Annotated in this window: 13 protein-coding genes and 1 pseudogene; 13 read left to right on the top strand and 1 reads right to left on the bottom strand. The window is 37.0% G+C overall.

The window, feature by feature from the left end; translation table 11 throughout:
• From GG9_RS0108850 to GG9_RS02445, 9 genes and pseudogenes are all read left to right on the top strand, one after another.
• A pseudogene (locus GG9_RS0108850) lies at nt 1-355 on the top strand (Eco57I restriction-modification methylase domain-containing protein); the annotation flags it as partial.
• 14 nt (nt 356-369) lie between these two features.
• Nucleotides 370-2,655 carry a sensor histidine kinase gene (locus GG9_RS02410; protein WP_005632182.1) on the top strand — a complete coding sequence of 762 codons (2,286 nt, stop codon included), beginning with the start codon at nt 370-372 and terminating at the stop codon, nt 2,653-2,655.
• 15 nt (nt 2,656-2,670) lie between these two features.
• A complete protein-coding gene (locus GG9_RS02415; RefSeq protein WP_005632180.1) occupies nt 2,671-3,288 on the top strand; it encodes a hypothetical protein in 618 nt (205 codons plus the stop codon).
• 5 nt (nt 3,289-3,293) lie between these two features.
• Nucleotides 3,294-3,875 (top strand): HNH endonuclease, encoded by a 582-nt coding sequence (locus GG9_RS02420; protein WP_005632178.1) that lies wholly within the window; start codon nt 3,294-3,296, stop codon nt 3,873-3,875.
• Between the two features lie 220 nt (nt 3,876-4,095).
• Nucleotides 4,096-6,327, top strand: coding sequence for a GTP diphosphokinase (gene relA, locus GG9_RS02425; protein ID WP_005632176.1), 2,232 nt, complete (start codon nt 4,096-4,098; stop codon nt 6,325-6,327).
• 14 nt (nt 6,328-6,341) lie between these two features.
• Entirely contained in the window at nt 6,342-6,698 is a 357-nt protein-coding gene (locus GG9_RS02430) for a diacylglycerol kinase (protein WP_005632174.1), read from the top strand.
• 82 nt (nt 6,699-6,780) lie between these two features.
• A complete protein-coding gene (gene mog / locus GG9_RS02435) occupies nt 6,781-7,374 on the top strand; it encodes a molybdopterin adenylyltransferase (RefSeq protein WP_005632173.1) in 594 nt (197 codons plus the stop codon).
• A gap of 1 nt (nt 7,375) precedes the next feature.
• The gene (gene glnB, locus GG9_RS02440) at nt 7,376-7,714 is read left to right on the top strand and encodes a nitrogen regulatory protein P-II (protein WP_005632171.1); all 339 of its coding nucleotides are present in this window, start codon (nt 7,376-7,378) and stop codon (nt 7,712-7,714) included.
• Nucleotides 7,714-8,760, top strand: coding sequence for an AI-2E family transporter (locus GG9_RS02445; protein WP_005632169.1), 1,047 nt, complete (start codon nt 7,714-7,716; stop codon nt 8,758-8,760). The genes glnB and GG9_RS02445 overlap by 1 nt, the downstream gene beginning before the upstream one ends.
• A 39-nt stretch (nt 8,761-8,799) precedes the next feature.
• Here GG9_RS02445 and priA read toward each other — a convergent pair whose 3' ends face one another.
• Nucleotides 8,800-10,992 carry a primosomal protein N' gene (gene priA, locus GG9_RS02450; protein WP_005632164.1) on the bottom strand — a complete coding sequence of 731 codons (2,193 nt, stop codon included), beginning with the start codon at nt 10,990-10,992 and terminating at the stop codon, nt 8,800-8,802.
• An 84-nt stretch (nt 10,993-11,076) separates the two neighbouring features.
• Here priA and trmB point away from each other — a divergent pair, with 84 nt between their 5' ends.
• The 4 genes from trmB to GG9_RS02470 all read left to right on the top strand — a co-directional run bounded on the left by trmB (nt 11,077) and on the right by GG9_RS02470 (nt 13,265).
• Nucleotides 11,077-11,817, top strand: a complete 741-nt coding sequence (gene trmB / locus GG9_RS02455) for a tRNA (guanosine(46)-N7)-methyltransferase TrmB (protein ID WP_005632161.1) — start codon at nt 11,077-11,079, stop codon at nt 11,815-11,817.
• 84 nt (nt 11,818-11,901) lie between these two features.
• Nucleotides 11,902-12,246: a YggL family protein gene (locus GG9_RS02460; protein WP_005632159.1), complete on the top strand. Its 345-nt coding sequence runs from the start codon at nt 11,902-11,904 to the stop codon at nt 12,244-12,246.
• 214 nt (nt 12,247-12,460) lie between these two features.
• Nucleotides 12,461-12,991 carry a ferredoxin-type protein NapF gene (napF, locus tag GG9_RS02465; RefSeq protein ID WP_005632156.1) on the top strand — a complete coding sequence of 177 codons (531 nt, stop codon included), beginning with the start codon at nt 12,461-12,463 and terminating at the stop codon, nt 12,989-12,991.
• Nucleotides 12,984-13,265 (top strand): chaperone NapD, encoded by a 282-nt coding sequence (locus tag GG9_RS02470; RefSeq protein ID WP_005627031.1) that lies wholly within the window; start codon nt 12,984-12,986, stop codon nt 13,263-13,265. The genes napF and GG9_RS02470 overlap by 8 nt, the downstream gene beginning before the upstream one ends.
• Nucleotides 13,266-13,286 lie beyond the last annotated feature (21 nt).

Raw genomic sequence — 13,286 nt, 5'->3', positions numbered from 1 at the left:
ATACAGCTATTTAAAATTTTTTATTGAAAAATTAAATAAGCGTGATAAAGATGAAAATGCAAAATGGTTTGAGTTTGGAAGATCACAGGCATTAAGTCGTCTTAATCAAGAAAAGTTATTGTTATCTACTTTGATAACAGAAGAAGTTAAAATACATCACATTTCTCGAAATCAAGTTCCATATTCTGGGATATGTATATATCAAAAAGGAGATTTGTCATTAGAAATTGCAGAAAAGATTTTGAAAAGTGATGATTTTTTAAATTATGTTTATGATATAGGGATTAATGCTAGTGGAACAACAATGAGGATTACAGCAAGAGATGTTATGAATTTTGAATATACTTTGGATTAGGAAGGGAAATAACCATGGCGAAGATATCATTCAATGTAGATGCTTATACAGCTCGTTTAATAGGACGAGAAAATGTATCAAAATTAAACGGTGCCATAATTGAATTAGTTAAAAACACATATGATGCAGATGCTACGATTTGTGTCTTGTATTATGAAAAAACAACTAATTCGTTATATATCACAGACAATGGCTGCGGTATGACAAAGGATGTCATTATAAAACATTGGATGACTATTGGAAGATCGACAAAAAAGAAACAATTTATTAGTAAATCAGGTCGAGTACAAACTGGAGCAAAAGGAATTGGAAGGTTTGCTTTAGACAGGATATCTGATACATGTGAAATGTTTACTGTTTCTGCGGAAGGAAAGTTAATTTGGAAGGTTGATTGGGAGGATTTTTCAAAGAGTGATAATATTACAGATGTAACAGCAGATTTATATGAACCAACTTTATCAATAGATGGGTTTCTTGATGAAGTTATAAATTACGAAGTAAAAAATATAATATTAAATAACTTAAAAAACACGGGAACTATTTTTAGGTTAACTTCTTTAAGAGACTCATGGAATGATAATGTTATAAAAAAAATCAAGGACGATTTAATAACATTAATACCATATGAAATGAAAAATGAATTTCAAGTATATTTTTTTGATGAAAAAAGTTCTGCCGAAGATGCGGAGGTATTAAATATTACAAATGCTTTTTCTTATGATTATAAAATCAGATTTAATGTTCTAAGTGATGGAGACACTCATATTGAGATACATAGAAATGAATTTGACTTTGGAGATAGATTTGATGAAATAATTACACAAGCTGAATTCACCTCAGAAGATGAACAGTATTTTAAAGGAAAATGTATTTGTATAGAAACAAACTTTGCGCAGATGTTACCAAAACGTGGGGAGCAGTTGAAAAATACGATAGGAGAATTTTCTGGAGTTTTGTATTTTGAAAAGGTGACTTATTCCAAAACAGATGCAGAAAGATATTTCTACAAAACATCTAATAATCGTAATATTAAAAGCGATATTTTTGGAGGAATTAAAATATATAGAGATGGTTTTAGGGTGAGGCCTTATGGAGAACCTAAAACATCTGATTATGATTGGCTACTGATAGCGGGTAGAAAAAACAAATCCCCTGCTGCACCTTCCCACCAAACAGGCGCATGGCGTGTTAATACTGATCAAATAATTGGATCAATTTTTATTTCTCGTATGAATATTACATTACCAGATCAATCCAACAGAGAAGGTATTGTAGAAACAAAGGAATTCATATTGTTAAAAGAATTTTTAATTAATGTGATTCAGGAATTTGAAAAAGACAGACAATATGTTTTTCGTAAGTTAGATGCTCGCTATGATAAAATAATGGAAGCTGCAAGGATACAAGATGAAATTAATAAGAAGGCAGAAGAAGCAAAAGCAGCAAGAGAAGAGAAGAAATTTTTAAGTGATAGCAAGGATTTTAATCAAGAGCTACAATTATCTAAAATCTCAATAAATCCAGAAGAGGCTAAAATTGTTTTAGATCATAAAGATACAGTTATTAGAAACTTAGAAGATGAGAATAGATTGCTAAGAACATTAGCTACAACGGGTATAGTCACTAACACTTATGTCCACGAAATTAAAGATATAACTCATAAGCTAAGCAGAAAGATTGTTATGGCTAAAGAAGCTTTGGAATTAGATAGTGACTTGCAAGCTGGGTTAAAATATGTAACTGAAGCTAATGTAATGAGAGAATCATTAAATTCATGGTTCAAGGTAACAATAGGTTCTGTAACACGTGATAAAAGAACTATGAAAAAAACAGATTTAAATCTTCTGATATCACAGACTGTAAAGTTATGGAAAGAAACACTTAAAAACGTTTCAATAGATTTAGAATTTCAAGGATCAGAAATACAATTAAAATGTTTTCCTTATGATATTGAAAGCATTTTTAGTAATCTGATTGCTAATAGTGTTAGTTCTTTTGAATCCTATTTTTCAGACAATAAGAGTATAAAAATTGTAGTATCTGACTTAGAAAAAGAAATTATTATCAAATACAGCGATTCTGGACGAGGGTTATCTCTTGCCTATAAAAATAATCCAAGGAAAATATTAGAACCTATGGAAAGTGATAGAAGAAATGAAATGGGAGAAACTATTGGCACTGGTATGGGGATGTGGATTATAAATAGAACTGTTGCTGACTATAATGGAAGTATAGATTTATCCGATAATTCGAAATATACTTCTGGATTCTATGCCACTATAAAATTAATAAAGAAATAGAAGTGGAGGACTGACATGTATAGAATAGGATTTATTGATGATGATCAAGATTCATATGAGGATTATCGAGTACGTTTAGCAAGAAAAGATATTGAATTACTATATCCAAATGGCATTACTGAAATGCCAGAAATGATAGAGTGGCTTTTATCTAATGGTATTAAATGTTTTATTATAGACTATAAACTTAACAATAAATTTAAGTTTTTGGGAACTGAATTAATTGCTTACATAAATGCGAAAGTCCCTGATTTACCATGCTTAATATTAACTAATTACCCTGAAGAATCAATACGTGAGAATTTAGTAATTATAAATTTGATTGAAGATAGAAATGTTTTAGCTGCAGATGATATAGAAGAATTTGTAAAAAAAATCAAACAGGCTGTTGATGTTTTTGAAAATAGGTTACGTAAATATCATATCGACTATGAGGAACTGCTCAAAGCAAAGAAAAATGGTTCTATATCAGCAATAGAAGAGGAACAATTTATAGATCTGTATAAATTATTACGCGCATATGGTGAAGTAGATGACTTGCCAATTCAGCTTTTAAGTAGCGAAGTTAATCAGAAAATTGATGAAATACTTGGAAGAGTAAATATTTTGGTAGAGAAAGTCGAAAACAGGTAAAAGTTATGCGAATACATGGAGAAAATGAAATTAGTAGAAGCATTGGTGTAAATCAAGAAAATGACTATAAAAAATATGTTCCTCAGTTGAGAGAAGACTTTAAACATATATGCGGTTATTGTGGTAAACCTGAAGAGGTTACAACAAAAGGTTTTGAACCAGATCATTTCGTTCCAGATAGAATAGATTCAAGTAGAAAACTTGATTATTCAAATTTAGTATATTCTTGTTTCACATGCAATAGAAAGAAACTTGGCAAATGGCCAACAAAAAATAAAGATAAACCCAATGATGGAAATGTTGGATTTGTAGATCCGGCATTAAAAGAGTATGACTTACATTTAGGCAGAGATAAAGATGGTAATATTGAATTCTATACAAATGTTGGAGAATATATGTATAAGAATGCGTTTAGGTTTGATATACGGCCGATGAAGGAAATATGGAAAATTAGTCAATTGATTAATGCAAAGGAAAATTTACTTAAAATCAAGGATAAGCTCACATCAGAGGAATTGATAAAATATTTAGAATTAGATAAGGCTATAGAGGAGTTGAAGAAAATATTATTCGAAAAAAAAGAGTAATCAGATATGATTGCTAGTTTTGACTAGCCATTAAAGCTATGAAATTGATGATGTATCATGATATAAATTTATATAAAAACAAATGTTGATATATTAGTGTATATACGATATGTGGAATCGATAACGTTATTCACTACAAAATAACTCGGTTATTCGGTACAATCTCAACCCAAAATAAAAGTGGCAGGAAGCGACTTCTTTTCATTAACAAGGGGGTGTTATGGTTGCTGTTCGTGGTTCTCATTTGTTAAATCCGCAGGATTTTGTGATTGAACAATGGTGCGCTGGCTTAAAACTGGCAGAACAAACAGAAAAAAGTTTGATCGATGCGTGGTATTACGCACGTGACTTAATGAGCACACATCCCGATGAAATGAAGAATGCTACCTTGATGCTCCAGTCTGGCGTGGAAATGGTAGAAATTTTGCACGAACTTAATATGGATGCGGAAACCTTGCTTACTGCAATGTTGTTTCCTATCGTTGCAAATAAATTAACAGACTGGGAAAGTCTAAAAGAAAAGTTTGGTGCGAAAATCACTAAATTGCTTAAAGGCGTGTTGGAGATGGATAACATCCGCCAACTCAATGCCAGCCATTCCGCTAATGCCTTACAAGTGGATAATGTTCGCCGTATGTTGCTGGCGATGGTGGATGATTTCCGCTGCGTGATTATTAAACTTGCCGAACGTATTACTTTCTTGCGTGATGCAGAGCATCGTTGTGCAGAGGAAGACAAAGTTCTTGCCGCCAAAGAATGTTCTAATATTTACGCCCCTCTTGCCAATCGTCTTGGGATTGGTCAGTTGAAATGGGAGTTAGAGGATTACTGCTTCCGTTATCTCCATCCGGAACAATATCGCGCTATTGCTAAATTATTGCAGGAACGTCGTCTCGATCGTGAACATTACATTGCTGATTTCGTCAGTGAGTTGAGCGGTTATTTACGTGAAAATATCGAGCAAGTGGAAGTCTATGGTCGTCCGAAACATATTTATAGCATTTGGCGCAAAATGCAGAAAAAGCATCTTGAGTTCAGTGGTTTATATGATGTAAGAGCGGTCAGAATTATCGTGCAAAAATTGCAAGATTGTTATACCGCACTTGGGATTGTTCATACTCAATTTAAACACTTACCCAAAGAATTTGACGATTATGTCGCGAATCCTAAACCGAATGGTTATCAATCTATTCATACTGTTGTTTTAGGTAAAGGCGGCAAGCCAATTGAAGTGCAAATTCGAACTCAACAAATGCATGATGATGCAGAGTTAGGGGTGGCGGCTCACTGGAAATATAAAGAAGGCAATACAGGCAGTATGTCTGCCTACGAAGAAAAAATTGCATGGTTACGCAAATTGCTAGCTTGGCAAGATGATATTACGGATTCAGGCGAAGTGATGGCAGAGTTGCGTAGCCAAGTGTTTGATGACCGCGTGTATGTGTTTACGCCAAAAGGCGAAGTAGTGGATTTGCCAACGGGATCTACACCATTAGATTTTGCTTATGCAATTCATAGTGAAATTGGTCATCGCTGCATCGGGGCAAAAGTAGCGGGACGTATTGTGCCATTTACCTATCAGCTACAAATGGGTGATCAAATCGATATTATTACCCAGAAAAATCCGAACCCGAGCCGTGACTGGCTAAACCCAAATTTAGGATTTACTCACACTGCAAAATCTCGCGCCAAAATTCAAGCATGGTTTAAAAAACAAGATCGTGATAAAAATATTCCAGCGGGTAAAGAATTACTCGATAATGAATTAGCGCGTTTAAATTTAAGTATTAAGCAAGTGGAACCTTATGTGTTACCGCGCTATAACTTGAAAAATTTGGACGATCTTTATGCTGGCATTGGCAGTGGCGATATTCGTTTAAATAACTTAATCAATTTCTTGCAAAGTAAATTGATTAAAGTGACCGCTGAAGAGGCTGATCAAGAGATTTTGCGTCATGTTGCTAACAAAAGTGCGGTGAATTCTCAGCAGAAATCTGAGAAAAAAAATGGCTATGTGATTGTGGAGGGTGTGGGCAATCTTATGCATCATATTGCGCGTTGCTGTCAGCCGATACCAGGCGATGCGATTGTTGGCTATATTACAATGGGACGTGGTATTTCTATTCACCGAGCGGATTGTGAACAATTCTTAGATTTGCAAGCGGCTCATCCAGAACGCGTAGTGGAATCAATTTGGGGCGAAAATTACGCAAGTGGTTTCCATATTAATATCCGTATTGTGGCAGGCGATCGCAATGGCTTATTACGTGATATTACGACGGTTCTGGCAAATGAAAAAATTAGCGTATTAGGGGTCTCAAGCCGTGCTGATACCAAAAAACAGCTTGCTACCATTGATATGGAAATTGAACTTCATAATGTTGAAAGTTTGAGTAAAATATTGGCTCGATTAGCAAAATTAGATGATGTTATCGAAGCGAAGCGTTTATAAAAATAGGAAAATTTATGTATAAAACGACGGGGCTAACCCATTTAATCAATTCCACGAAATATTCATTACAAGGCTTAAAAAGTGCGTTTAAAAATGAAACGGCTTTTCGCCACGAATGTTTTTTAGCCTGCATTTTAATTCCTCTTACTTTCTTTTTAGGCGAAACAAAAATTGAAATTATATTGATGATTTCTTCTGTTTTGCTTGTGATGGCGTTAGAACTTTTAAACAGTGCGGTAGAGGCAGTTGTTGATCGCATTGGTACAGAACGCCACGAACTTTCAGGGCGTGCGAAAGATCAAGGCTCTGCATCGGTATTTATTGCCCTTTGTATTGTCGGTATCGTTTGGGGCGGAATTTTATTCTTCTAGCCCTTCCAAAGTGCGGTAAGTTTTTACCGTATTTTTGATTTATCCAATCACGTCAAAATCATTTATAAAAATAAGGAAAAATATGACCGCACTTTTAAAAATTGGTCTTGTGTCTGTTTCTGATCGTGCATCTGCAGGCGTATATCAAGATCAAGGTATCCCAGAATTACAGGCTTGGTTAGAACAAGCACTTGTCGATCCTTTCCATTTGGAAACAAGATTAATCCCCGATGAGCAGCCAGTTATTGAACAAACATTAAAAGAGCTAGTGGATGAACAAGGTTGCCATTTAGTGCTGACAACTGGTGGAACAGGGCCAGCAAAACGCGATGTGACGCCTGATGCCACCCTTGCTGTAGCGGATCGAGAAATGCCAGGTTTTGGCGAACAAATGCGTCAAGTGAGTTTGCAGTTTGTGCCCACCGCAATTTTATCCCGTCAAGTGGGCGTGATTCGTAAGGAAAGCTTGATTTTAAATCTTCCGGGTCAGCCTAAAGCGATTAAAGAAACCTTAGAGGGCGTGAAAGATAAAGAAGGAAATGTGCTTGTAAAAGGCATTTTTAGTGCGGTGCCTTATTGTTTGCAACTGATTAACGGCTTATATATTGATACCAAGCCTGAAATCATTGAAAGTTTCCGTCCTAAATCCGCAAGACGTGAAAATCTGGAGAAATAGCATGAAAAAAATCGAAGCAATGATCAAACCGTTTAAATTAGACGATGTGCGAGAAAGTCTTTCAGATATGGGTATTTCAGGTATGACAATCACGGAAGTGCGTGGATTTGGTCGCCAAAAAGGTCATACAGAACTTTATCGTGGTGCGGAATATATGGTGGACTTTCTGCCGAAAGTGAAATTGGAAGTGGTAGTTCCCGATGAGCTTGTGGAACAATGTATTGAAGCGATTATTGAAACGGCACAAACAGGTAAAATCGGTGACGGCAAAATTTTTGTTTATAACGTTGAACGAGCGATCCGCATTCGCACGGGCGAAGAAAACGAGGAGGCGATTTAGTGCAAAATAATTTAAATTTACACCGCACTTTGCGTGGCATTGCTTCGGTGATTATTATCTTAGCTGGCGTTGCATTGGCGGCAGAAATTGTGGTGCCATTCTTGCTATCGCTATTTATCGCGATAATTTGTTCACCGATGATTAAGGCGATGACGCAACGCCGAATTCCTCATTGGTTGGCCATTACTTTGCTTTTCGTCTTGATTTCTTTGGTGTTTTTCTTATTAGTCGGGCTGATTAACAGCACTGCAAGAGAATTTACCCAATCTATTCCACAATATAAAGTTTTGCTTTCACAACGCGTGAGTGATTTAACTGAATTGTTGCAAGGTTTCAATCTGCCTTTCACGCTTTCGCGTGAAACCATCCAAGAAAATTTTGACCCAAGCATCATTATGAATTTTGTGAGCCGAGTATTGTTGAATTTCTCTGGTGTGGTGAGTAATGTGTTTGTTTTGGTGTTGGTCGTGATTTTTATGCTTGCTGAAGCACCAACGATGAAACATAAATTTGCTATGGTGATTAGTTCCACCCCTCATGATGCCGCCAAAGAAGAACGCCATATTGACCGCGTTTTACAAGGCGTAATTGGTTATCTTGGCATTAAAAGTATCACGAGTTTGCTTACTGGCGTTGGTATTTTTATTTTGTTGGAAGCCTGTGGGGTTCAATATGCCATTTTGTGGGCAACCTTGAGTTTCTTGCTGAATTATATTCCGAATATTGGTTCAATCATCGCAGCTATTCCAATTATTGTGCAAGCCTTATTACTAAATGGTTTTGGTGTTGGCTTTGGCGTGGCAATCGGTGTTATTGCGATCAATATGGTTGTCGGTAACATTATTGAGCCTAAAATGATGGGGAAACGATTAGGGCTTTCAACCTTAGTGGTGTTTCTTTCATTATTGTTTTGGGGATGGCTGCTTGGAACCGTGGGAATGCTACTGTCTGTTCCTTTGACGATGGCATTAAAAATTGCCTTGGAGTCGAGCCCCAATACGGCGAAATATGCCTGTCTATTGGGGGATGTCGAAGATTTTAAATAGATTTTATAGAGAAAGTGCGGTGAATTTTCACCGCATTTTTTATGATAAGTCTTGCGGATCGACATCCAAAATTAACCGCACTTGGCTGTTTCTTTCAAGTTCGGCGTGTTGATATTCTCTTAATGCTTTTTGCAACGTCATTCTTGAAGGATGCTGCAATAATAACTGCCAGCGATATTGCCCTGCTTTTTTGCTGAACGGTGCAGGCATTGGGCCAAGCATTTGTAATCCCGTGATTTGCTTCGATTGAAAAAAATCTGCAACCTGGCTTAAGCAATTTTCTGCAAGCTCAGAATGGCGAGCCTGTGCTTTAAATAATGCCTGAAAAGTGAAAGGTGGCAATCCCATTGAATGGCGTAATTGTAAGGTTTCTTTTGCAAAAGCTTGGTAGCCATTCGCTAATAACGTGGTAAGCAAAGGGTGATCAGGATAATGTGTTTGTAGCACGACTTCGCCTTGTTTATCGGCACGTCCAGCTCGTCCAGCAACTTGAATATAAAGTTGAGCTAAACGTTCTTCTGCACGAAAATCTAGTGAAAATAATGCGCTATCTACATTCACTAAGGCAACGAGGGTAACATTCGGAAAATGATGTCCTTTCGCCAGCATTTGTGTGCCAATCAAAATTTGACTTTTGCCTTGTTGAATATCTTCTAAATAACCTTCCAATTTTCCTTTACGCGCAGTGCTATCGCGGTCGATTCGAGCCACAGAATAATTAGGAAATAGCATTTTCAAGGTTTCTTCTAATTGTTCCGTGCCGAGACCTGTGGTGACTAAATGAGTCGATCCGCAATCACCACATTGTCGAGGAATAGTTTTCTGAGCGCCACAATGATGACAACGCAATACATTTTGATGCTGATGATAGGTATAAGGTTTTTCACAATGAGGGCATTGTGCAATCCAACCACATTCATGGCAAAGCAATACGGGCGCAAAGCCACGACGATTCAAGAAAAGCAATACTTGATTGCCTTTTTCGAGGTGAGCTTTCATTCGTTCTAATAAGGGTTTTGAAAGCCCGTTTTGTATGTTTTGATTTTTCAAATCAATGACGAAATGACGAAGTGCGGTAGAATTTCCCGCTCTTTTTGATAAAACTAAATGTTGGTATTTGCCGTTTTGTACATTATTAATACTTTCTAAACTTGGCGTGGCAGAACCTATTAATACCGCAATATTTAGTTTTTGAGCCAGTACAATCGCCAAGTCCCTTGCGTGATAACGCCAGCTGTCTTGCTGTTTGTAAGACGCGTCCTGTTCTTCGTCCAAAATAATTGCACCAAGATTAGAAAATTGTGTGAACAATGCCGATCTTGTGCCAATCACAATGGCACTTTGTCCCGAACGCGCGCGATCCCATACATAAAGCCGTTGCGTATCGGTTAAATTAGAATGTAGCACATCAATTTCTACGTTGAAACGCGCTTTGAAACGGTGCACCGTTTGTGGAGTTAGACCGATTTCGGGTACAAGCACTAATACTTGCTTACCCGATTTTAAAATTTCTTCAATATATTGCAGATAAATTTCTGTTTTACCTGAACCCGTCACCCCATCGAGCAGCCATACATTGAAACCAGAATGAAAGAGCAATTGACTAAACGCTAAGGCTTGCTGCTTATTTAAGGTTAAACGATTTTCAGCATTGATAATTGGGTTATCGCCTAAGTTTTGTTGCCAGCTTAGGGGCTTTGTTTGGATGGTAATTTCCTCAATAAACCCTTTGGCTTTTAAGGCTGACCAAATAGCAGAAGAAAAATTATTATTGCCTTTTTCAAGATCAGCTTCAGATAAGCATTGTAGGGCTTCAACTTGCTTTTTCGAGCGTTTTAACAGGCCTTGTTCAAGCGCATTTTTCCCCTCATCCATAATTCGCCAAAAAGTGCGGTCATTTTTCACCGTACTTTCGCCGTTACGCAATTTCACAGGCAAGGCTTGAAATAACACATCGCCTAATCCCGCATGATAATAATTTGCAGCCCAATGAAGCCAATCCCAATAAATTGGGGTAAAGAGCGGTGCTAAATCTAATGGTTGAAGAATGGCTTTGAGCTTATCCTCTGGCACGTCCGATTTTGTCGGAAAATCAGCCACAATCGCTACGCGTTTTTGCGTACCAAAAGGTACAAGAACACGCATCCCGATTTGTAATGAAACATCATCGGGGACGAAATAATCAAATAAACGAGGAAGCGGCACAGCCAGTGCCACTCGGACAATTTTCATAATCAACCTTGGGAAAAAATTTGCCCTATTATACGAGAAAAATTGGTATAATCGCCGCCAATTTTTTTCACGAACAAGATTTTTATGACACAAACTTTTGCCGATCAAAAACGTAAAACCGTTGAAACCGCAGAATTTACCGAAGATGGCCGCTATAAACGCAAAGTCCGTAGTTTTGTTCTCCGCACTGGTCGTTTGAGCGAATTTCAGAAAAACATGATGAATGATAACTGGGGAACACTTGGTTTAGATTATCAAACGGAACCTTTTGATTTTGCGAAGATTTATGACAATGATAATCCAGTTGTATTAGAAATTGGCTTTGGGATGGGAAAATCGCTCGTGGATATGGCTTTCGCTAATCCCGACAAAAATTACCTTGGTATTGAAGTTCATACTCCAGGTGTTGGTGCTTGTATTGCTTATGCAGTGGAAAAAGGCGTAACGAATTTACGCGTGATCTGTCATGATGCAACGGAAATTTTACGTGACAGTATTGCTGATGGTGCGCTTGGCGGTTTGCAATTATTTTTTCCTGATCCTTGGCATAAAGCAAAACATTATAAACGTCGTATTGTTCAACCGCACTTTGTGGCACAAGTTGTGCAAAAATTAGCTGGAAATGGTTTTATCCATATGGCAACAGACTGGGAAAATTATGCAGAGCAAATGCTAGAAGTATTAAGCGCGAATACCGATTTAGTGAATACCTCGAAAAATGGCGATTATATTCCAAGACCAGATTTTAGACCTTTAACTAAATTTGAAGCCAGAGGTTACAAACTTGGACACGGTGTTTGGGATTTATATTTTGTGAAGAAATAAGCGGATTTTAACTAAACCCAATACCTAATTTATGAATTTAATATAAAATATGCGTTTGAATATAACCTTAATAGGAGAAATACAATGTCTAAATCTTACAATCAACGCCAACGCAAAAAACTTCATCTCGCGGAATTTCAAGAACTGGGTTTTCTTGTAAATTTCCAATTTGCAGAAGGTACTGCGATTGAAACTGTAGATGAAATCGTTGATCGTTTTATTAACGAAGTGATTCAACCAAATGGATTAGCTTATGAAGGTAGCGGGTATTTACATTGGGAAGGTTTAGTTTGCCTAGAAAAAATTGGCAAATGCGATGAAAGTCACCGTGAAACAGTGAAAAAATGGTTAGAAACCAATGGCTTGCAACAAATTGAAGTAAGCGAATTATTTGATATTTGGTGGGAATATCCAGCAAAAGCAGAGTAATTTGATTTAAAAACAGCATGGCATAAATCGCTGTGCTGTTTTATTAAAAATATTAGCGAAATTCACCGCACTTTCGATTTTTTGATCTATCACAAATAAAGCTCAATAATTTAACGATCTACCCATTTTGGGTGGTTTATATTGTAACTGTTGCGTCGCATAATCCTACGCCTTAAAAAAGCATTTGTTTATTTATTCACAAAAGGCACGCTCGATGACCGTTGAAAACTTACCCCGCAGACAGTTTTTACGAGGTAAATTCTTAACGTCTTTACATTCAGAAAATGAGCAAAAACAAGGCGTTGATGGAATTCGCCCACCTTGGGCTGTTGAAAATTCCATTTTTGTGGAGCAATGTACGCGCTGTGGTGATTGTCTTTCTGTCTGTGAAACCAATATTTTGGTGAAAGGCGATGGAGGCTTTCCTGAAGTTCGTTTTGATAATGGCGAATGTACTTTTTGTGGAAAATGCGTAGATGTGTGTAAACAACCTATTTTTCATTCTCGCGATGAAAAACCTTGGTTACACAAAATCGAAATTGGCATGGCTTGTTTAAGCCAACATCGCATTGAGTGCCGTTCTTGCCAAGACAGTTGCCCGATGAGAGCAATTAGTTTTCGTCTGCAAATGGGCGGAGTGGCGCAGCCTTTAGTGAATACGGATGTTTGTAACGGCTGTGGGGCTTGTTTACAGGGCTGTCCGGTGAATGCGATTAAAATTAGTTATCTAAAACAAAATGAGTAATACAAATTTATCTCCGGAAAGCGCAAAAGATTGGCATGTTGTTGGGCTAATTGTTCAAGGTAATCCGGAAAAATTTGCGGCAATTCGAACCGCACTTTTAGCGATTGAGCATACTGAAATTCCAACTTTTGATGAAAAATTTGGAAAGATGGTCGTAGTGATGCAATCGCATGATCAACATATTCTGCTAGATAATATGGAAAGCGTGAAAGACATTGATGGTGTTATTAATGTGTCATTGGTGTATCACGAGCAAGACGAGCAGAAGAAATAAATTACTATAACAATACCTTTA

This window comes from Haemophilus haemolyticus M19501, assembly GCF_000222025.1.
Lineage (GTDB): Bacteria > Pseudomonadota > Gammaproteobacteria > Enterobacterales > Pasteurellaceae > Haemophilus > Haemophilus haemolyticus_G.
The sequence above is the reverse complement of the archived record's forward strand: the minus strand, read 5'-3'. Positions and strand labels throughout refer to the sequence as shown.

Excerpts from the sequence above, each read along its gene's own strand:
- GG9_RS02410 (WP_005632182.1), top strand. The coding sequence starts at position 370 with ATGGCGAAGATATCATTCAATGTAGATGCTTATACAGCTCGTTTAATA.
- GG9_RS02415 (WP_005632180.1), top strand. The coding sequence starts at position 2,671 with ATGTATAGAATAGGATTTATTGATGATGATCAAGATTCATATGAGGAT.
- GG9_RS02420 (WP_005632178.1), top strand. The coding sequence starts at position 3,294 with ATGCGAATACATGGAGAAAATGAAATTAGTAGAAGCATTGGTGTAAAT.
- relA (WP_005632176.1), top strand. The coding sequence starts at position 4,096 with ATGGTTGCTGTTCGTGGTTCTCATTTGTTAAATCCGCAGGATTTTGTG.
- GG9_RS02430 (WP_005632174.1), top strand. The coding sequence starts at position 6,342 with ATGTATAAAACGACGGGGCTAACCCATTTAATCAATTCCACGAAATAT.
- mog (WP_005632173.1), top strand. The coding sequence starts at position 6,781 with ATGACCGCACTTTTAAAAATTGGTCTTGTGTCTGTTTCTGATCGTGCA.
- glnB (WP_005632171.1), top strand. The coding sequence starts at position 7,376 with ATGAAAAAAATCGAAGCAATGATCAAACCGTTTAAATTAGACGATGTG.
- priA (WP_005632164.1), bottom strand. The coding sequence starts at position 10,992 with ATGAAAATTGTCCGAGTGGCACTGGCTGTGCCGCTTCCTCGTTTATTT.
- trmB (WP_005632161.1), top strand. The coding sequence starts at position 11,077 with ATGACACAAACTTTTGCCGATCAAAAACGTAAAACCGTTGAAACCGCA.
- GG9_RS02460 (WP_005632159.1), top strand. The coding sequence starts at position 11,902 with ATGTCTAAATCTTACAATCAACGCCAACGCAAAAAACTTCATCTCGCG.
- napF (WP_005632156.1), top strand. The coding sequence starts at position 12,461 with ATGACCGTTGAAAACTTACCCCGCAGACAGTTTTTACGAGGTAAATTC.
- GG9_RS02470 (WP_005627031.1), top strand. The coding sequence starts at position 12,984 with ATGAGTAATACAAATTTATCTCCGGAAAGCGCAAAAGATTGGCATGTT.